Annotated in this window: 18 protein-coding genes; 3 read left to right on the plus strand and 15 right to left on the minus strand. The window is 27.3% G+C overall.

Annotated features, from left to right (window positions below; genetic code table 11):
• Nucleotides 1-17: 17 nt before the first annotated feature.
• The 3 genes from rsmH to ychF form a co-directional block, all read right to left on the minus strand.
• The gene (gene rsmH / locus ACYQ1T_RS14580) at nt 18-950 is read right to left on the minus strand and encodes a 16S rRNA (cytosine(1402)-N(4))-methyltransferase RsmH (RefSeq protein WP_459836142.1); all 933 of its coding nucleotides are present in this window, start codon (nt 948-950) and stop codon (nt 18-20) included.
• Between the two features lie 12 nt (nt 951-962).
• The gene (gene mraZ, locus ACYQ1T_RS14585; protein WP_459836144.1) at nt 963-1,391 is read right to left on the minus strand and encodes a division/cell wall cluster transcriptional repressor MraZ; all 429 of its coding nucleotides are present in this window, start codon (nt 1,389-1,391) and stop codon (nt 963-965) included.
• Nucleotides 1,392-1,572: 181 nt separating this feature from the next.
• Nucleotides 1,573-2,670, minus strand: coding sequence for a redox-regulated ATPase YchF (gene ychF / locus ACYQ1T_RS14590; RefSeq protein WP_459836146.1), 1,098 nt, complete (start codon nt 2,668-2,670; stop codon nt 1,573-1,575).
• Between the two features lie 189 nt (nt 2,671-2,859).
• Between ychF and pdaA the strand changes: the two genes are divergently transcribed.
• Nucleotides 2,860-3,648 carry a delta-lactam-biosynthetic de-N-acetylase gene (gene pdaA, locus ACYQ1T_RS14595; protein WP_459836148.1) on the plus strand — a complete coding sequence of 263 codons (789 nt, stop codon included), beginning with the start codon at nt 2,860-2,862 and terminating at the stop codon, nt 3,646-3,648.
• Between the two features lie 23 nt (nt 3,649-3,671).
• Here the strand turns inward: pdaA and ACYQ1T_RS14600 are convergent, their stop codons facing one another.
• The 10 genes from ACYQ1T_RS14600 to ACYQ1T_RS14645 form a co-directional block, all read right to left on the minus strand.
• Nucleotides 3,672-4,322 (minus strand): cyclodeaminase/cyclohydrolase family protein, encoded by a 651-nt coding sequence (locus tag ACYQ1T_RS14600; RefSeq protein ID WP_459836150.1) that lies wholly within the window; start codon nt 4,320-4,322, stop codon nt 3,672-3,674.
• 14 nt (nt 4,323-4,336) lie between these two features.
• Nucleotides 4,337-5,485 carry a glycosyltransferase gene (locus ACYQ1T_RS14605; protein ID WP_459836152.1) on the minus strand — a complete coding sequence of 383 codons (1,149 nt, stop codon included), beginning with the start codon at nt 5,483-5,485 and terminating at the stop codon, nt 4,337-4,339.
• A 5-nt stretch (nt 5,486-5,490) separates the two neighbouring features.
• On the minus strand, nt 5,491-6,762 hold the full coding sequence (locus ACYQ1T_RS14610; RefSeq protein WP_459836154.1) for a glycosyltransferase: 1,272 nt from the start codon (nt 6,760-6,762) through the stop codon (nt 5,491-5,493).
• 9 nt (nt 6,763-6,771) lie between these two features.
• Nucleotides 6,772-8,307, minus strand: coding sequence for a murein biosynthesis integral membrane protein MurJ (murJ, locus tag ACYQ1T_RS14615; RefSeq protein WP_459836156.1), 1,536 nt, complete (start codon nt 8,305-8,307; stop codon nt 6,772-6,774).
• Nucleotides 8,307-9,035, minus strand: coding sequence for a WecB/TagA/CpsF family glycosyltransferase (locus ACYQ1T_RS14620; protein ID WP_459836158.1), 729 nt, complete (start codon nt 9,033-9,035; stop codon nt 8,307-8,309). Before ACYQ1T_RS14620 ends, murJ begins: the two co-directional genes overlap by 1 nt.
• A 131-nt stretch (nt 9,036-9,166) precedes the next feature.
• Complete coding sequence (locus ACYQ1T_RS14625; protein WP_459836160.1) at nt 9,167-9,496, minus strand: winged helix-turn-helix transcriptional regulator; 330 nt, start codon at nt 9,494-9,496, stop codon at nt 9,167-9,169.
• 26 nt (nt 9,497-9,522) lie between these two features.
• Entirely contained in the window at nt 9,523-10,908 is a 1,386-nt protein-coding gene (locus tag ACYQ1T_RS14630; protein WP_459836162.1) for an FAD-dependent oxidoreductase, read from the minus strand.
• Nucleotides 10,909-11,034: 126 nt separating this feature from the next.
• The gene (locus tag ACYQ1T_RS14635; RefSeq protein ID WP_459836164.1) at nt 11,035-11,580 is read right to left on the minus strand and encodes a cysteine hydrolase family protein; all 546 of its coding nucleotides are present in this window, start codon (nt 11,578-11,580) and stop codon (nt 11,035-11,037) included.
• 96 nt (nt 11,581-11,676) lie between these two features.
• Complete coding sequence (locus ACYQ1T_RS14640; RefSeq protein ID WP_459836166.1) at nt 11,677-12,768, minus strand: tetratricopeptide repeat protein; 1,092 nt, start codon at nt 12,766-12,768, stop codon at nt 11,677-11,679.
• A gap of 223 nt (nt 12,769-12,991) precedes the next feature.
• Complete coding sequence (locus ACYQ1T_RS14645) at nt 12,992-14,416, minus strand: flotillin family protein (RefSeq protein ID WP_459836168.1); 1,425 nt, start codon at nt 14,414-14,416, stop codon at nt 12,992-12,994.
• A 135-nt stretch (nt 14,417-14,551) separates the two neighbouring features.
• Between ACYQ1T_RS14645 and ACYQ1T_RS14650 the strand changes: the two genes are divergently transcribed.
• A complete protein-coding gene (locus ACYQ1T_RS14650) occupies nt 14,552-15,424 on the plus strand; it encodes a PHP domain-containing protein (RefSeq protein ID WP_459836171.1) in 873 nt (290 codons plus the stop codon).
• A 101-nt stretch (nt 15,425-15,525) separates the two neighbouring features.
• Here ACYQ1T_RS14650 and ACYQ1T_RS14655 read toward each other — a convergent pair whose 3' ends face one another.
• Both ACYQ1T_RS14655 and ACYQ1T_RS14660 read right to left on the minus strand, forming a co-directional pair.
• Entirely contained in the window at nt 15,526-17,253 is a 1,728-nt protein-coding gene (locus ACYQ1T_RS14655) for a phospho-sugar mutase (protein ID WP_459836173.1), read from the minus strand.
• Between the two features lie 123 nt (nt 17,254-17,376).
• A complete protein-coding gene (locus ACYQ1T_RS14660; protein ID WP_459836175.1) occupies nt 17,377-17,967 on the minus strand; it encodes a 50S ribosomal protein L25 in 591 nt (196 codons plus the stop codon).
• 218 nt (nt 17,968-18,185) lie between these two features.
• Between ACYQ1T_RS14660 and ACYQ1T_RS14665 the strand changes: the two genes are divergently transcribed.
• On the plus strand, nt 18,186-19,652 hold the full coding sequence (locus ACYQ1T_RS14665) for an aminotransferase class I/II-fold pyridoxal phosphate-dependent enzyme (RefSeq protein WP_459836178.1): 1,467 nt from the start codon (nt 18,186-18,188) through the stop codon (nt 19,650-19,652).
• Nucleotides 19,653-19,675: the final 23 nt, after the last annotated feature.

Consider the following 19,675-nt stretch of genomic DNA (forward strand, 5'->3'; position numbering starts at 1 on the left):
CATTTTACTTAACTATTTTATAGTTTTTCTATAACTCTAAGCTTTGCACTTCTACTTCTTGGATTTTCTTCTACTTCTTCCGCAGTTGGTTCTATAGCTTTTCTATTAACTAATTTCACTTTTGCTATTCCTTTACAAACACAGATAGGAAATTCCTTTGGACATGTACACGCAGTAGCTAACTCTTTAAATTTTATTTTAACTATTCTATCTTCAAGAGAATGGAATGTTATTATAGCCATTCTTCCACCCTTGTTTAATCTATTTACACCATCTTCAATTGCTCTATTTAAAATAGAAAGTTCACTATTAACTTCAATTCTTATAGCTTGAAATGTTCTTTTAGCTGGATGTGGCCCTTCTCTTCTAGCCTTTGCTGGAATAGCATCCTTGATTATATCTACTAGTTCTAAAGTTGTTTCTATAGGTTTTTCTTCTCTTCTCTCAACAATAAACTTTGCTATCCTCTTAGCGAATTTTTCTTCACCATAATCTCTAATAATTCTATATATTTCTTGTTCATCATATTCATTTATTACATTATAAGCAGAAAGTGGATTTTCTCTATTCATTCTCATGTCTAACGGAGCATCCTGCATATAACTAAATCCTCTTTCGCCAGTATCTAATTGATACGATGAAACTCCTAAATCCATAAGCATTCCATCTATTTTTTCTATACCTAACTCATTTAATATATTATCTATATTATAAAAGTTATTATGAACCAGAGTTACATTATTATAATTTTGTAATCTTTCTCCTGCTGCCTTTAAAGCATCTTTATCTTGATCTACTCCTATTAACCTTCCTTTTTTAGACAGTTTTTCTGCAATATGAGAAGAATGCCCAGCTCCGCCCAATGTTCCATCTACGTAAATCCCATCTTCTTTTATATTTAATCCTTCTATACATTCGTTTAAAAGTACTGAAACATGTTTAAATTCCATAATTACTTCTCCTTATATTCCTAACTCGCTCATTTTTTCTGCTATAGAATCAAAATCTACATCTGATTCATTATATTCTTGCCATTTTTCCTTGCTCCAAATTTCTACTCGGCTTAATACTCCTATACTTACTATTTCCTTTTCAATCCCTGCATATTCTTTTAAATTTTGAGGAATCAATCCTCTTCCTTGCTTATCCATCTCAATTTCACAAGCACCTGAAAAAAAGAATCTAACAAAAGCTCTAGCGTCTCTGTTTGTAAGTGGTAAAGATTTAAGTTTTTCTTCTAACAATTTCCACTCCGATTCTGGATATGCGTATAAACATCCATCTAATCCTTTAGTTATAACAAACTTATTCCCTAATCCTTCTCTAAGCTTAGAAGGTACAATCATTCTGTTTTTGGTATCTAAAGCATGCTGATATTCACCTATAAACATATCTCTAACCTCTAATCTTATTTTTTACTCCACTTTACACCACTTATAACCACTTTATACTATATATTGTATAAAACTTAGGATAATTCTTCAAGTTTTATTTATTATTTCTATAAATTTATTTTAAATAAAAAAATAAAAACCGGTGAAATATTCACCAGTTTTTTACTTTTAATGAAGTTTACACGTTAAATCTAAAGTTAACAACATCTCCATCTTTCATTATATATTCTTTTCCTTCTAATCTATAAAGCCCTTTTTCTTTTGCTGCTGCTTCTGAACCACATTCAATCAAATCATTATATCCAACAACTTCTGCTCTTATAAATCCTCTTTCAATATCTGAGTGAATTTTTCCTGCTGCTGCCGGAGCTTTAGTTCCTTCCTTAATAGTCCAAGCTCTAACTTCTTGTACTCCAGCTGTTAAATAGCTGATTAATCCTAAAAGTTTATAACTTGCTCTTATTAATTTATCTAAACCTGATTCATTTAATCCATATTCTTCTAACATTTCTTTTTTTTCTTCGTCTTCTAAGCCAGAAAGTTCCTCTTCTAACTTTGCACATACAACTACAACTTCTGATTTTTCTGATTCTGCATAAGCTTTAACTTTTTTTACATATTCATTTTCAATATTTCCAGCCATCATATCATCTTCTGAAATATTACATGAATATAAAACAGGTTTAGATGTTATTAAAAATAACCCCTTTATATATTCTTCCTCTTCCTCAGTTACTTCCATGGTTCTTATTGGAAGATTTTTTTCTAAATGAGCCTTAACTCTTTCCATAACTGCATATTCTTCTTTTGCCTTTTTGTCTCCAGACCTAACTAGCTTTAAAGATCTTTCCATTCTTCTATCTAAAACTTCTAAGTCTGCAAATATTAATTCTAAATTTATAGTTTCTATATCTCTTATTGGGTCAACAGATCCTTCTACATGTATTACATTTCCATCATCAAAACATCTTACTGCATGAACAATTGCAGAAACTTCTCTTATATGAGATAAAAATTTATTTCCTAATCCTTCTCCCTTAGAAGCTCCTTTAACTAAACCTGCTATATCATAAAACTCAACTGCTGTATAAACTTTTCTTTTTGTATTATACATTTTTTCTAAAACATCTAATCTTTTATCTGGTACACTTACTACTCCAACATTTGGTTCAATTGTACAAAATGGATAATTTGCTGATTCTGCTCCAGCTTTAGTTATTGCATTAAATAAAGTACTTTTACCAACATTTGGTAAACCAACGATTCCTAAATTCATCTATGTACATTCCTTTCTAATCTTTAATCATATCTTTAAAATTATACTCTACAATAATAATTATTTCAAGAAATAAAGAAATTGTATTAATCCAGATTATACTATATGATCTTTTATTTTACATGCTTAAAATCGGTAACTTTTGCAAACACTATTTGTAAATACTTAAATTTAAAGGTGGTGAAATAAATGAAAAAAGCAAGATTTATTGTATTTTCTGTTTTATTATCTCTATTATTAACAATTCCAGTATTTATATCCGCTCAAGTATTTGCTTCTGATGATACAGAATTAAATTGGTATTTTGTTAATAGGGAAAAAGGAAAAACTCCTGAGTGTCCTAAAGAATCTTCAGATTTTTTTAATGAATTAGGTGCATATTATGTTGGAGATACAAATTCAAAAGTACTTTATTTAACTTTTGATGAAGGATATGAAAATGGAAATACTCCAAAAATACTTGATGTTTTAAAGGAAGAAAATGTACCTGCAGCATTTTTCGTGGTAAAACCTTATATAAAAGATTATCCTGATATAGTTAAAAGAATGGTTGAAGAAGGTCATTTAGTTTGCAATCACACTTCTCATCATCCCTCAATGGCATCTATTACTAATACTGAGAAATTCAATAAAGAATTTACAGATGTAGAAGATGAATTTAAAACTTTAACAGGAACTGATATGCCAAAGTTTTTTAGGCCTCCAATGGGTAAATATTCAAAAAATTCTCTTAAAAAAACTCAAGCATTAGGTTATAAAACAATTTTTTGGAGTTTTGCTTACAAAGATTGGTTAGTTGATAAACAACCATCACAAGAAGCTGCAACTAAAAAAATAGTTGAAGGAGCTCATCCTGGTTCAATTATGTTATTACATGCTGTTTCTGATACAAATACTAAAATATTAAAAACAGTAATACAAGAATTAAAATCTCAAGGTTATGAATTTAAATCTTTAAATGAATTGCCTAATAATTAAAAAAAGGCTCTTAGAGCCTTTTTTTAATTATTAGGATAAATAACATTATTTACTTCAATTACTATTTTTTCTTTTTCTTCTAATGATTCTTTAATAATTTCCTTACATCTTTTATCTATATCTAAGAAAAACTCTTCATTTCTTAGTGAATTTAAGTTCACTTTTACATTTAGTATTGCACTCTCAATTGCTCCATGTAGCAATATTGCAGCAACTCCAGCATCAGAAACTAAGTTTTTATTTCCAAACTTAACTGCAAATTTTATATTTTCATAAAATTCCAATGCATTTTCAGCTAAATTTAAAGGTGTTCTCATAGCTTTTACAGTGTTTTCTTGTATAGCTTTGCTTCTATTATTTTTTTCTTCTTCAGTATTTTTAGCTAGCTTATATGATGCCATTAATCCTACAAAATCTTCTCTATCTTTTTCCATAAATTCTTGAGATACAGTTGTAAATTTTTTAGCTTTTTCTCTAAACTCTATCATTTTTTCTTTTTCTTCATCTTTTAAAATATCAAAACTTTTTTTTCCAACAGTTAAAGAATAAACCATAGAATTTAAGCTTGCTGCTAATGCAGATACTAATGCTGCTGTACTACCACCTCCAGGTGATGGTGCATCTGAAGATAATTCTAAAACAAACTGGTTAATATTATAATCTTTAAATAACATACTTATCTCTCCTTCTACATTTCATTCAAAACTTCTTTATAAATACTAGCTATCTTTTTAACTATTACATTTTTTCCAAATCTACTTTCACAATCTAATTTTATATCTTGTGAATTATATTTTTCTATATTATTAATAACATATATCATAGCATCTTTTAATTTATCAATTTCATCTATTCCTACAATTACTCCATTATTATTATTAATAATATCCTCCGCTCCTCCATTTTTAGTTCCTATAACTGGTTTTCCAGATGCTAACGCCTCAATATAAACTACTCCAAAGGTTTCATATCTTGATGGCAATACAAAAACATCACATTCCGCCATTTGATTTGCCACTTCTTCTCTTGAAAGAGCCCCTAAAAATTTCACTTGATTAACTACCCCCATGTCTTTTGATAGCTTTTCAAGTATTTCTCTTTGGCTTCCATCTCCCCCAATTTTAAGTATATAATTAGTATTTTTAAACCCCTTTGAAAATGCCTTAATTAAGGTATCAAATCCCTTTTCTCCTTCTAAAAATGCAAGTGAAAAAAATACTCCTTTATTAATTTTCTTTTTATCTGTAATTTTATATTTATCTATTGATACTAAATTATGAATTATTTCAATATCATTTCTTCCACTAAACTCTTCTATTTCTTTTTTTAAGCCACTTCCTACTACTATAACTTTATTAGCATTATTATATGATTCTTTAATTATAGGTTTATAACTTTCTCTTACATAAGGCCCTCTTTCTATTGAGGAATGTTCTGTAATAATCAATGGTATATTATACTTTCTTGCAACATATGCAGCGCTAATCCCCCCCCATAAGGATGACTGAGCATGTATAATGTCTACTTTTCCCTCTTTTTTCACTATTTCTTTATATAAAATTTCCATACGTTTATTAAACATATTAAACATTAATGGATTTTTAGGAAGAAAATTATAGTTTTTATATCTATATGTTTTCAGTTCCCCTTCTTGTTCTACATTTAATCCCTTTTTCTCTTTAACTTTTCCTAATAGTGTTAAAGGCCATATTTCATTATAAGCTACTGAAATTTTAAAACCATATTCTTGCAATGCTAATGCCTGTTCTTTAAAAAAACTTCCGTGAACTTTATTTCTATCATTATGATACCATGATGGTACAAACATTATATGCATAAATATTACTCCCTTAATATTTTATCTAACTTTTTCGAAATATACTGCCATTCATATTCTTCTATAGGATATAATTTTTCTCCCTTAATAACTTTGTTTGATAAACTTTCTATAGATTCTAATATGTCTAGTTCATTATTTTTAGATATACTGCATTTTTCCTTATTTTTAACAACATTTATTATTGGATCATTTTCATCTCCTAAAACAACTAGTATATATCCATTACAACCAAAATAATCATATATTTTAGCTGGAATTTGTTTTGAATTCTTATTCCCAAAAAGCAACAATATATCTCCATTTAACATATATCCTAAAGCTTCTTTATATGATATTCTCCCTGATACAGTTGCATTTTCTACTTTCTCTAAATCCTTTTTTATATTTAAATCATCAATATTACCGAAAAACAATATATTTAACTTACTATATAATTCCCTATTTTGATCCTTTAGCAAATTTAATGAGTTTATAAACGGCTTAATATCTCTAAGCTTTGAAAATATTTCACCAGTATAAACTAAATTAATTTTATCATTCTTTATTAACACTGGAGTTTTTTCTTTATATACTTCTTCATAAACCTCTTTATCATAACCTCTTGTAATAATAAAGGTCTTTTCTCTAGGAATATTATAACTTACGGAATAATCATCTCTATTTGCATCTGTAACAAAAATAAACTTATCTGCTAATTCTATTATTTTCTTTTCAAAATTACCTTCTATTTTTCTTCTTATATTTCCTATATCATCTCTTGTTGAATCTTTAAGCCATGGATCACTCCAATAAGTTACCCACTTTAAATTTTTAAATTTACTTTTTATTTTATATGCACATATATGACTAGATGGTGGTTCATGCATTGAAAACATAACATCAAACTTTTCTTTTCCAACTAATTTTTCGCCATAATCAGCTGCCTTATATGCCCAGTATAAATACATATCTGGTATTGCAAAAATACGTTTTGCCCTCTTTAAATTTTGCTTAATAAAGGATGCTTTATTTGAATCACTAACGTTATTATTACTTTTCCTTGGCATTATTTTTTCAAAAACAATACCACCTGAAATAATATGAAGTTTAACATTTTTATCTAGCATACTAAAAATATACTCATCATAGTACACAGAATCTTTAGGAAAATTAACTGTTAATAAATGAACTTCATTTCCATCTATTTTGGCTAAGTTATTTAAATATTGTAACGTTTCAATTGAAGCGGAATTATTAATAAGTGGTGAATAACAAGCAATAAATAATATTTTCATTTAATCCTCCTATTTACTTCTGTTTATAAATTTATTAGTAATCATTTTAATAGCTTCAATAAATTCATCTACTTTTAAAAGTAATGTACATATTATAAATATAGTGCTACCTAAAATAAAATCAATAATTATAGTTATAAATGAGTTTCTTAATAATATTAAGTTATTAAACAAATATAATCCTAAAATCATAACAGAAGAACTTATCATAATTTTGGTTATTTTAATTAACATAGGCTTTATATCAAACTCTCCAATTATTCTTTTAGTAGAATATAATAATAGTAACGCTGTTACTCCCGCAGCTATTGATGTTGCTAAAGATACTCCTAATACACCTAAGTATTTAGAAAGAGTTATGCTTAATAGTATATTTACAACTACTCCTATAATTCCATTAATTTTTGTAACTTTAGTTTTTTGCATCGAAAAAAGTGAAGAGTTTAATATATCTCTAGCTCCAAAAAACGGTAATTGAATTGCATAACCTAAAAATGCAATAGAAGTTACGTATGCGGCATCACTTCCAAATGCACCTCTTGAATAAAAAATATTTATTATATCATTTCTTAAAAATATAAATGCCATAGTTAAAGGCACTAAAAATAAAGCTATAATAACTATAGATTTAGACATATACTCTAAAAACCCAACTTTATCTCCTGAATTTAACCTATTTGCCATTACTGGATAAATTACAGATACAATTGATGTTGTTATAGCCGTATTTGCAAATACAACTATTTTTTGAGAATATTCTAATGCAGAAATACTTCCTGGTGCAAGTGATGACGCAATATTTTTATCAACTATCATATTTAATGAATTTGCCCCTGCTCCAACTATAACAGGTAGAATAAGTATAAGAATTCTTTTAATTCTACTATCTTTTAAATCAATAAAAGGCCTAATTCTATAACCTTTTTTATAAAGAGATGGTATTTGTACAAGGACTCTAAGGGAGTTCCCTATTACATTTGCTACTGTAAGACCTAAAATACTAACATCTTTAAAAATTAAAAGATAAATAATTATTGGAAGATTAAAAAATAATCCTAGTATTGCTGGAATAATAAAATCTTCACAAACTTGAAGTATTGATAAAAAACAAACATTTATGCATAAAAAGAATATATTAATTAAACTTATTTTAGTTAAAAATACAGTTACTTTCATTTGCTCTTCTGTAAAACCTGAAACAAATATTTTAACTATTTCTTCTGTAAATATCATTCCTAATATAAAAACTATAATAGATAAAACAGATAGTATAGTTATTACATTATTAGAGAATTTAAACATCTCTTTTTTCCCATATTTATGATTTACTTCACTTAGCATTGGAATAAAAGTAGTTGAAATAGCTAATCCTACTATCATAAATACAGATTCTGGTATAGCTACAGCTGCACTATATATATCATATATTGAACCTGCTCCAAAATGATAAGCCGCTAATATATCTCTACCTAGCCCTAAAAATCTACTAATTATAGTTATAATCATAACCATTGCAGTAGCTTTAAATACTTTATTGTTACTCATTATTTCACCTTTCTGTTTCTATAAACAAGCAATAAAAATTTAGGTATACTTCCAAGTCTCTTAATTCTAAAAGGTTCTTTAACCACTCTGTATAACCATTCTAATCCTAATTTAATCATAAAATTAGGAGCTCTTTTCACTTTTTCTCCTATTACGTCAAAACTTCCTCCAACTCCCATAAATATTTTAACATTAAGTTTATCCATATATCTAACAATAAATTCTTCTTGTCTTGGACATCCCATAGCTACAAATAATATTTTAGGATTTTTTTCTTCTATATCTTTTAAAATTTTCTTTGGATTATCTATATCAAAATAACCATTTCTATATCCTTTTATTTTTAACTTTGGAAATTGAATAACTAAATTAGCAACACAAGCTTTTATATTTTCCTCTGATGTTCCTAGTAAATATATTCCTTCTCCATTTTCCTCACACTGCTTAATTAATGCTTTCATAAGTTCAATTCCTGCTATTTTCTCTTCTACAGAGGTTTTTAAAATTTTTGCAGCAATTTGTGTTCCTACTCCATCTGGAATAATTAATGCATTATCAGAGGTAAAGTTTTCTAATAATTTAATGTTATGTAACCCAGTATATAGTACTTCAGGGTTTCCTGATATTATATGTACTTTTTTCATAGAATTAATATATTTTAAACAATCATACATTTTTTTTCTATATATTTTAAAACCTAATATGTCAATAAAATTATTTTCTCCCATTTTTTGCTCCCTTAATTCTATATTTATTATTACTATAATACCATATTTATAATAAAAACTGGAGTTATTAATTCTCTTATATTAGAAAAAAACTGTACATTATTTTTTAATGCACAGTTTTTCCTTAAACTTTATTTGCAAACTAAATTTTTCTCTCCCCATAAAATCATTGATTCTATTGTTGGAAGAAGTTTTTTTCCATTTTCACTTAAAAAATAGGAAGATTCTATAGTATTATTTATATTAATTTTTTCATTTATAACAATACCGTTATTTATTAGTAAATCTAATTGTTGAGTCAGCATCTTCTTACTACAGCCCTCTAAATTTCGCTGTAATTCTCCAAACCTCTTCTTATCATTTTTTATAGTCCAAATAAGACTAGCTACCCACTTTTTTCCTAAAATACTTGATAAAGCTTCCACTGGGCAATGATATTCAATATCCTCTACAATAAACATAATTCCTCCTTTTTTTGGATTCTACTTTACACTTCTTTCATAAAAGCAGGTGTAAATAATTCATTTAAGGCTTCTGTCATTGTAGGATGAGTATAAATATTATCTCTTAAATATCTATAATCAGCTCCCATATCCATTGCTACTTTTATTAAGTTAATTAATTCGCTTGATCCTTCACTTAAAATACTAGCGCCAATTATCTTATCTGTTTCTTTATCAATAATAACCTTAATGAATCCATCTGTAGCTCCAATTTGTTTTGCTCTTGGTATTGCTGCTACTGGCATTTTAGCAACAATTATATTATACCCCTCTTTTTTAGCTTTGGCTACATTTAATCCAATTCTTGAGAAAGTAGGATCTATAAATATTGATGTTGGTATATTTTTTCTATCGCTTACTTTTCTTTTCTTTTCATTATAAAGGTTATCTATAATTATTCTATAATCATCTAAGGAAATATAAGTAAATTGCATTCCTCCATTAACATCACCTAATGCCCATATATTATCTACTGATGTTTTTAATGTATCTGAAACTTCTATAAATCCTCTATTATTCACTTTTACATTTGCTGCTTCTAAATTTAAATTACTTGTATTTGGCATTCTTCCAGTAGAAAGAAGTACTGCATCAGCCTCAAATTTTAAGTTTTCAGAAGTTTCTATTACTACTTTATCTCCTTTATTATAAAATTTATTTATATTAACATTATTAACTATTTCTATTTCTTTAGTATTATATAATTTAACTATTTCTTCTACATCATCATCGTCTTCTCCAACTAATATATCTTTATTATTATTTAATAAAGTTACCTTACTTCCAAAACCACTATATATAGAAGCAAATTCTTGACCAATAAAACCAGCACCTACTATAACTAATTTTTTAGGGAGAACAGTTAAATCCATAAGAGTTTCACTTGTATATATATTTTTTGTTTCTTTAATTCCATCTATACTAGGTATAAATGGAACTGTTCCTGTATTTATAAATATCTTATCTCCATTTATAACTTTTACTTCTTTACTATCTTCCATTATGATTTTAACTGTATTTTTATCCTCAAAAGATGCTTCACCAGTAAATATTGTTATATTCTCATTGGAATTTAATTTGTCAAAGTTTGCTTTTCTTAGAGCTGTAGTTAATTTATCTTTTTTAGCTATTGCATTTTTATATTCTAAATCTAACTCAGAATAGCTATTTAAATTTCTTTTTTTAATTTGTGATGATGAATTTTCTAAACTCTTTGTAGGAATACATGCTACATTTATGCAAGTTCCACCATATCTTAAAGAACTTTTTTCAATTAAAGCTACTTTTAAACCTTTATTAGCCATAAATCCAGCAAGAGTTTTTCCGCCTTTTCCAAATCCTATTATAATACTATCAAATTTTTGTTCCATAAATAAATTCCCCTTTATATAAATATTTTCATTACTGTTCTTTTTTAACTTTATTATACTTTCATACATATAAAAAACAATTAGGAACTTATTAGTAACCTATTTTATAGCTATCTCTATAGCTATTTATTTTTTATTAATTACTTTTACTTGTAATGATTCCATTACTTCTAAAGCTTTTTCATGTAATGATTCATCAAAACTTGCACATAAATCTCCATCTACAAATATTTCTGCATTAGGAAATTGTGATTGAAAAATTATTGAATTACTAATAACGCAAATGTTAGTTACCACCCCTGCTAATTCAATTTTATCTGGTATATAATCTAGTTCATTACTTATTTCTAGCATATCCTTAGGTGATAATCCAAAAGCTTCTTTTTTATAGTGTATAGTATTTTTATTATTTTTAAATTCATTTAATTTACCATATAAATTATGACCATCTGTATTTATTATACAATGTTTTATTGGTAAATTTTCCCCTTCTCTAGTGTCTAGGTAATTTTCAAAATGAGTGTCATAAGTAAATATAACCTTTTCCCCATCATTTAAGTATGACTTAACCTTTGAATATATTCTCCCTTCAAGCTCTTCGGCCTTTTTAAATCCAAGTGCTCCATTTACAAAATCATTTTGATAATCAATTACTACTAATAGTCTTCTCATTTTTCCTCCTTTTAACCTTTTAAATTTAATTTATAGTTTTATATTTTACTAAAGCCTCTAGATACCTAGAGGCTTTAGATAATATTATTTATTATTTTATTTATCCTTTAACATAAGGCTAATTTCTTTTACTATTTCATCCTCTGAATTTAATTTTTTTGCAATTTCAAGATGTAGTTTTGCTTCTTCATAATTATTTAAATTTATATAACACATAATTATATTTGTACATACTTCAATATCTTTCGTTGCTTCAAAAGCTTTCTTAAAATATTTTATAGCTGTTTCATAATCATTTATACAAGCATAATTTAATCCTAATTCTACTATAACTTCTAATATACCACTTTCTTTTGATATACTTTCATTTAAATAATAAATAGCCTTTTCATAATTTTCTAATTTTCTATATGCAACACCTAAATAGTAATAAATAAGAGGGTTTTTTTCAAATTTATCAGTTAAATTTAATAATATTCCAATTGACTTTGCTGGATCATTTTTTAAATATTCTATTGCCACTTCATAGTCTGATATATTACTTATATCCTCCAGTATTATTTTTACATCATTTGTTATAGCTCCACCTTTATTTACATACTCATTTATTGCAACCTTAGCTCCATTAAAGTTACCTTCATCTTTAAGTATTAGTGTTTTATAAAGATACGCATCTGGTATTTTTAATAATTTTTCTTCGCAGTAAGATATATCTTCCATTAATATATCTTTAAATCCACTATCTTTTTCTCTTATACTTTCCCCAACTAATAAAAGCTTCTTCATTATATCTAAGTCCTTTGAATAGCGATAAAAACCCTTTAATAACAAATAAGCATCTATAAGTTTATCATCTTTTATTTTTTTAGATATTAAGCTTTTAATACAATTTTCTGTATCTTTTATATATGTTAATATAGTTTCATAATCATCATTAAACCTTAAATTCTTATCTGCCCCCATAGCAAAAAACATTCCCTCAATAAAATAATATATAGGCAAATTTTTTATTTTTATTTCATCATTTATATTTGAAGTAATATGTTCCGGTGAAATAGGCATATACAAATCTTTATTTTTAAACTCAACATATGATGGAATTCCAATACTACTTTTAAAACCTTCCTTTTTCATTTCTAAAAATAGCATTTTGCCAAGCTTTTCTTTAAATACTGAATTATAATCCAATATAATCCCTCCTTACATAGGTTTCATTATTGATTTTATATTACTTAAAGTTAATTTTCAATATAATTTTCATACTTCTATTTTTAATTTATCCGTATAGTGTATCTTATATTTTAAAAATAAGTATCCTATCTATATAGTATACTAAAAAAATTACCTTTAAGATTGACTTTCAATTAATCTTAAAGGTAATTGGTAAAAATTTTGTAATATTTTAAGCTTTTTAATCGGATTCTATCTCTTCTTTTATATAGTCTTCATTAGATAAATTTTTATTATCGTCGTTTTTCATATTCTTTACTAAATCTATAATATCAATACCCGTTAATGAATTTATAACTTCTGGTATTTCAGATATTATATTTGTAATATTTTTAGTTACCTTTGAAGCACCACCATGCCCTCCATTATCTATAATAACCATTTTTTCAGTCTTTCCAATTGGTTCTGAAACATATTTAGCAACCTCCGGTAATTTATCAGCTAGCATTTGAACTACAGCTGCTTCTCCATACATTTTATATGCTTCTGCCTTTTCCTTCATAGCTTTGGCTTCTGCTTTCATTGCATCTGCTGTAGCCTCACCCTTAAGTCTAATAGCATCTGCTTCTGCCATACCTTTTATTCTAATTGATTCTGCTTCTGCCTCTGCTTGTTTTATAAGCTTATACCTTTCTGCATCAGCTTCTTGTTCTTCTTTATATTTATCTGCTTCTGCAACCTTCTTAATTGTTGCTTCAAGTTCTCTTTCTTTTTTTATAGCTTGTTGCTTTGCTATTTCTGTTTGTCTTTGTTCTTCAAATAATTCAGCATTTTTAAGTGCTTCAATTACTTGCTTCTGAACAATATTCTTTTCAACCTCATATGCAAAATCAGCCTTTGCTTGAGCTTTCTTCTCCTCTTCCTTATATGACTGTACCTTTAATTCTTTTTCCTTAGTAGCTCTAGCTATTTCAGTTTCTGCCTTTATTTGAGCTTCTGTTCCCAATCTCTTTGCTTCAGCAGTTTTTTGCATTTCTTCCCTTTTCGCCTCTGCTTCTGCTATTGCTGCATTCTTTTTAACTTCAGCTATTTGCCTAGCTCCAAGTGCCGTTAAATATCCTTTAGTATCATCTATATCTCTAATTGTAAATGTCTTTATTTCAAGTCCCATTTTTTCAAGGTCTGACTTTGCTACATCTTCAACTTGATTTGCAAACATCTCTCTATCTTGATAAATCTCTTCAATAGACATTTTTGATACTATTTCCCTAAGTTTACCTTCAAGTACATCTTGAACAGTTCCTCTGATTACTTCAATTGTACCCCTTTCTTTACCTGTATTAAATTGTTCCATTGCTAATAGTACACCATCATGAGATGATTTTACTTTTATAATTGCAACGCCATCTGTATCTATTGGGACTCCATTTTTATCTAAAGATTCATGAGTTTTTACTTCAACCTTCATATTTTCTAGTGATATTCTATCGCACTGTTCAAAAAACGGAATTACTATACTACCTCGTCCACTTATCACTCTTCTTTTTAGCCCTGTTACTACTATTGCTTTATCTTGTGGAGCCTTTTTCCACATTGTTAAAATTAAAACTAAAACAATAATAATAGGAACTCCAATTGTAATTGCTTTTGACAAAATTTCATCCATTATTATCTCCCCCTTTAAATTTATATATTTATTATACAATATTTAACTTTTATATAATATAATGTATTTATATTTCTATAAATTTATTTTAAATTAATTTAGAAATATTCTATTATTATAAAAAGAGGTTGTTTAATGAATAATTTAATTGATTTACACACTCACTCATTTATATCAGATGGATCATGTAGTCCATCTAATTTAATAAAGGCAGCATACAAAAATAATATAAAAGCTATAGCCTTAACTGACCATGATAGTATAAAAGGCATAAAAGAAGCTTCTATCATGGCAAAAAATCACAATATTGAATTAATTTCTGGAATTGAAATCAGTGCAGTATATAGAGATAATAGAATATTACATATTTTAGGTTTAGGCATTGATTTAACTAATGAAATATTTTTAGAATCTTACTATAAAATGAAAAAAGCTAGAGAATCTAGCATTCCTAATATACTTAAATATATAAAGGAAAATCAAAATTTAGATATTGATGTTGATATTTTAAGAGAAAGAAAATTAGATGAATATTTATCTAGATATGATATTTATAGATATATTATAGATAATAAAATTTGTACTGATGGGCAAAAAATTTGGAATATATACTTAGATCCGATTCCCTATGGTCCAAATGAATTAATTTCAATAAATGAAACTCTTAAAATTATTAATAAAGCTAACGGACTCTCTTTCTTAGCTCACTATAATAAAAAAATTGGATTAAAGGGATTTAATAAGTTTGAAATTGAAGAACATATTAAATATTTAATTTCTCTAGGACTAAATGGAGTTGAAAGATATTATCCATCATTTTCAAATGATGATCATAATTTTTTAGATTATTTAATAGATAAATATAATTTGATTTCTTGTGGTGGAAGCGATTATCATGGTTCTAATAGACGTAATCTAGATATTGGAATTGCTGACGGTAACTTTTCTGTTCCTTATGAGTTGTATTTTAATATTATTAAAACCTTAAATTCTATGAATAAGTATTAATATCTCTTTAATTTATTTCTATAAAATATATTATTAATAATAATTATATAAAAATATAAAAGTAGGACTTATAAAAATCTTTAAAAGTCCTACTTTTATTATTAAGCTAGTTTTTCATTAATTATTTCTATAACTTTATTTTTAAAGCTTTCTAGTGATATATCGGCATCTTCTAAGCTAGACCCTTTTATAGCAACATAAGCTTTCATTTTAGGTTCTGTTCCTGATGGTCTTACAACAAACCAAGAGCCATTTTCTAATATAAACTTAATAACATTTGATTTAGGAAGTTTTATTTCATTCTTTTCACCAGTTATTAAATTTTCCTCTGTACTTAATTTATAATCAAGTATTGTATTTACTTTAATACCGTTAACTTCTTCAAGTTTTGAGTTTCTAAATGAGTCAATACAGTTAGATATTTTTTCTTGACCTTCTTTACCTTTTAATTCAAATGAAACTAATGTTTCTTTAAAGAATCCATACTTTTCATATAAGTTAACTATTGCATCAAATAAACTCTTACCTTGTTCTTTATAGTAAAGAGTCATTTCTGCTATAAGCATTGCAGCTATAACAGCATCCTTATCTCTTACAAAATCTCCTGCTAAATATCCATAGCTTTCTTCAAATCCAAATAAGTAAGTCTTGTTTTTAGCTTCTTTAAACTCTCTAATTTTTTCTCCAATGTACTTAAATCCTGTAAGTACATCCATTACTTCAACATTATATGCTTCTGCTATTTTCTTAGCCCCTTCTGATGTTACTATAGTTTTAATAACAACACCATTTTCTGGCAACTTATTTTCTGATTTTAAAGCATCTAATAAATACTCTGTTAATAGTAACCCTGTTTGGTTTCCTGTTAATACTTTATATTCTCCTTGACTATCCTTAACAACTACCCCAATTCTATCTGCATCTGGATCTGTTGCAAATATCACATCTGGTTCTTCTGTTTTAGCCATTTCTAAAGCTAATTTAAATACAGCTGGTTCTTCTGGATTTGGATATGATGCTGTTGGGAAGTTTCCATCTGGAGCCTCTTGTTCCTTTACAACATCTACACCAGTATATCCAAGTTCTTTTAAAACTCTTCTAACTGGAATATTTCCAGAGCCATGAATCGGAGTATATATAACCTTTAAATCAGAAGCTTTCTCTTTTACTAAATCAGCTCTTATAGTTAATCCCTTTACAGAATCAATATAAGCTTTATCAACTTCTTCACCAATATAAACTAAAAGCTCTTTAGCTAAGGCTTCTTCTTCTGATATATTCTTCATTTCATCAAAATCTTTAATACTGTTTACTTCATTTATTATTATGTTAGCCTTTTCATCAGTAACTTGACCACCAAATTCATCATAAACTTTATATCCATTATATTGCTTAGGATTATGTGAAGCTGTTATAACTATACCACCTGTACAATTTAAATGTCTAACAGCAAAAGAAAGCATTGGTGTAGGTCTTAAGTCCTCAAAAAGATATACCTTTACATTATTAGCACAAAGATTTAATGCTGCTGCTTTAGCAAATTCCTTTGACATATTTCTTGAATCATATGCAATTGCTACCGCTGGAGATTCAAATCTTCCATTTAAATAGTTAGCAAAACCTTGTGTTGCTTTTGCTACTGTATAAATATTCATTCTATTACTACCAGCACCTATAACGCCTCTTAGCCCACCTGTTCCAAAATCAAGATCTTTATAGAATCTATCTTCAATTTCTTTTTCATCTTTAATGCTCTTAAGTTCTTCTTTAATATTCTCATCAATAATTCCGGATTCTAACCAGTGATTATATTTTTCTCTGTATAACATTATACCCCTCCTACTAATAATTGTCAGATTATATTATACACTAAAAAAAATATTATTGGAATATAAAAATATAAGGAGAAAGTATGTATTTTTTATACTTCTCCTTATAAGCTACTTATTATATTATTTTTCTGGTTCAACTGCAGCTTCCATATCATCTGAAACTGTCTTTCGTTCAAAGCTTATTGATGCTATTACAGTAGATAAGTCATCTATTATTGATATTTCTGAAGCCACTTCTAAATCACCATATCTATATACTGATCCTACCTGTGAACTCTTAATATCAATGTTTATATATTTGGGTAATGAATCTGCTGAGCACTCTACTCTTACACTATCTTTTTCTTTTTGAATAACTATTCCTCTTTTAGTTAAAATTTCTTCTCCTACATAATGTATAGGAACTGATGATATTATTTTTTGGTTTCCTTGTAATTCCTCTAAATCTAAATGAATTATCTTATGAGAAACTGGATCTCTTTGAACATCTTTAACTAAGGCTTTATGTTCTTCTCCTTCAATATTAAAATTTAGTATTCCATGCTCACCTTGAGCTGATATTTCTCTTCCTAATTCTAATTCTCCTACTTCAAACATTAAAGTGTTTATAGCCTTTCCATACAATATACCTGGTACCTTTCCAGCTCTCCTTGCTTTTTTAGCACTATTTGGTATGCTTTCATTTCTTTTATTTACTTGTAAATTTGACACAGGTAAATCCCTCCTTTTAATCTAAATTAACATTCTCTTCAAATATTCTTATCATATAATTAGAAAATTATTCAATATTTCAAAAGACTCTTTAATTAAATATTATTTAAATAATAGAAATTTTTTTATTGCATACCCCTATCTAATAAAATATAATATTAATGTTTGTATAAAATATAGTTAAATATATACACTAGTAATGAAAGAAGGTGTCCTTATTGTATAAATTAAATCAACAAGAAACTCCCCTTTTTAATGCTCTTAAGGAGTATGTAAATAGAGATACTTTACCATTTCACGTACCAGGTCACAAAAAAGGAGTTGGTATTGATAGTGAATTTAAAAATTTCATCGGAGAAAACCCGTTTAAAATAGATGTTACTGTATTTAAATTGGTTGATAGTTTACACCATCCTACTGGACCAATAAAAAAAGCTCAAGAACTTGTAGCTGATGCATATGGAGCTGATGCATCATTTTTCTCTATTCATGGAACATCTGGCGCCATTCAAGCAATGATAATGTCAGTAGTTAATGATGGAGATAAAATAATAGTCCCTAGAAATGTACATAAATCTATAACTGCAGGAATTATATTAAGTGGTGCAATTCCAGTGTTCATGCAGCCTGAATTAGATAAAAAACTTGGAATTGCTCAAGGGGTTTCCCCTGAAACTGTTGAAAGAACATTAAAAGAAAACCCTGATGCAAAAGCTGTTTTAATTATCAATCCAACATATTATGGTGTTGCAACTGATATAAAGAAAATAGTTGATATTGTTCATAGTTTTGATATTCCTATAATCGTTGATGAAGCTCACGGCCCTCACTTAGCATTTTCTGATAAGTTACCTTTATCTGCTCTAGAAGCTGGTGCTGATATGTGTGCACAAAGCACTCATAAAATTATAGGTTCTTTAACTCAAGGATCATTATTACATTTAAAGAGTAAATATATTAGTGCAAAAAGAGTTCAACAAATTCTTAATTTATTACAAACAACTTCACCATCATATATATTAATGGCTTCTCTTGATTGTGCTAGAAGACAAATAGCCCTTGAGGGAAAAGAATTACTTTCAAAAACAATAGAATTATGTAAATATACTAGAGATGAAATAAATAAAATTCCAGGATTTTATTGTTTTGGTGAAGAGGTTCTCTCTAAACCTGGATCATATTCTTTTGATTCTACAAAACTTACAATTTCATGTAGAGACCTTGGAATTACAGGTTTTGAACTAGATATGATATTATCAAATAAATATCATATACAAATGGAACTATCTGATTTTTATAACGTTCTTGCAGTAGGTTCTTTTGGAGATACAAAAAATGGTATGGATAGATTATTATCTGCACTTAAAGAAATTTCTAAAGATTATTATGGAAAAGGACATAAAATACCAGACTTTTTAGATATTCCATCTATTCCAAAGAAAATTTTAGATCCTAGAAAGGCATTTTATAGTGCTAAATCTTCTACACCTTTAAAAGATAGTATAGGTAAAATTTCAGGTGAATTTCTTCTAGCTTATCCTCCTGGTATCCCACTACTTTGTCCAGGTGAAGAAATAACTGAAGAAATTGTTAATTATGTAAATGACTTAAAAAGGGCAAATCTTTATGTTCAAGGAACTGAAGATCCTACAGTGGAAAATATAAACATAGTAATTAATAAGTAATAAAGAAGGCATTGAAATTTAAA

It is taken from the genome of Clostridium carnis (assembly GCF_054657435.1).

Bases quoted from the DNA above. Each gene is read 5' to 3' on its own strand.
- rsmH (WP_459836142.1), bottom strand. From the start codon at position 950: ATGGAATTTAAACATGTTTCAGTACTTTTAAACGAATGTATAGAAGGA.
- mraZ (WP_459836144.1), bottom strand. From the start codon at position 1,391: ATGTTTATAGGTGAATATCAGCATGCTTTAGATACCAAAAACAGAATG.
- ychF (WP_459836146.1), bottom strand. From the start codon at position 2,670: ATGAATTTAGGAATCGTTGGTTTACCAAATGTTGGTAAAAGTACTTTA.
- pdaA (WP_459836148.1), top strand. From the start codon at position 2,860: ATGAAAAAAGCAAGATTTATTGTATTTTCTGTTTTATTATCTCTATTA.
- ACYQ1T_RS14600 (WP_459836150.1), bottom strand. From the start codon at position 4,322: ATGTTATTTAAAGATTATAATATTAACCAGTTTGTTTTAGAATTATCT.
- ACYQ1T_RS14605 (WP_459836152.1), bottom strand. From the start codon at position 5,485: ATGCATATAATGTTTGTACCATCATGGTATCATAATGATAGAAATAAA.
- ACYQ1T_RS14610 (WP_459836154.1), bottom strand. From the start codon at position 6,762: ATGAAAATATTATTTATTGCTTGTTATTCACCACTTATTAATAATTCC.
- murJ (WP_459836156.1), bottom strand. From the start codon at position 8,307: ATGAGTAACAATAAAGTATTTAAAGCTACTGCAATGGTTATGATTATA.
- ACYQ1T_RS14620 (WP_459836158.1), bottom strand. From the start codon at position 9,035: ATGGGAGAAAATAATTTTATTGACATATTAGGTTTTAAAATATATAGA.
- ACYQ1T_RS14625 (WP_459836160.1), bottom strand. From the start codon at position 9,496: ATGTTTATTGTAGAGGATATTGAATATCATTGCCCAGTGGAAGCTTTA.
- ACYQ1T_RS14630 (WP_459836162.1), bottom strand. From the start codon at position 10,908: ATGGAACAAAAATTTGATAGTATTATAATAGGATTTGGAAAAGGCGGA.
- ACYQ1T_RS14635 (WP_459836164.1), bottom strand. From the start codon at position 11,580: ATGAGAAGACTATTAGTAGTAATTGATTATCAAAATGATTTTGTAAAT.
- ACYQ1T_RS14645 (WP_459836168.1), bottom strand. From the start codon at position 14,416: ATGGATGAAATTTTGTCAAAAGCAATTACAATTGGAGTTCCTATTATT.
- ACYQ1T_RS14650 (WP_459836171.1), top strand. From the start codon at position 14,552: ATGAATAATTTAATTGATTTACACACTCACTCATTTATATCAGATGGA.
- ACYQ1T_RS14655 (WP_459836173.1), bottom strand. From the start codon at position 17,253: ATGTTATACAGAGAAAAATATAATCACTGGTTAGAATCCGGAATTATT.